Origin of the sequence: Aromatoleum toluolicum, assembly GCF_012911005.2 — a bacterium.
GTDB classification, from domain to species: domain Bacteria; phylum Pseudomonadota; class Gammaproteobacteria; order Burkholderiales; family Rhodocyclaceae; genus Aromatoleum; species Aromatoleum toluolicum.
Genome location: NZ_WTVS01000208.1, coordinates 1 through 457 on the forward strand (window position 1 = coordinate 1; position 457 = coordinate 457).

A 457-nucleotide genomic window follows, 5' to 3' on the forward strand; every position below is an offset into this window, starting at 1 on the left:
CTGCATGGCCGACTTTGGAGGCTTTGAACACAACTTGCAGAGCTTGCGAGTGGTGGACAAGCTGGAAGAACGATACCCGTTGTATGACGGACTCAATCTCACATTCGAGACCCGAGAAGGGATTCTCAAACACTGCTCGCGCACTCATGCTTTACAGTTGGAGAGTGAGGAGCCCAATGGTGTCGGTGCTCGCTTCCTGCGCAATGAGCGGCCGAGCCTGGAGGCGCAGTTGTGCAACTTGGCTGATGAGATTGCGTACAACGCGCACGATATTGATGACGGCGTGCGCTCTGGGTTGATTACTCTGACGCAGCTGCAAGAAGTACCCTTGTTTGATGCGTACCGTTCGGCAGCTCAGATGGAGCATCCCGACCTCTCCACCCCATCAATGCAGCGCCGCTTGTTGTACGAGGCGATACGGAGGATGCTGAGTGCGCAGGTGTACGACGTCATTGAC

1 pseudogene is annotated in these 457 nt (G+C 55.6%); it reads left to right on the forward strand.

Annotated features, from left to right (window positions below):
* Window positions 1-457, forward strand: a pseudogene (locus GPA27_RS28400) (deoxyguanosinetriphosphate triphosphohydrolase); the annotation flags it as partial.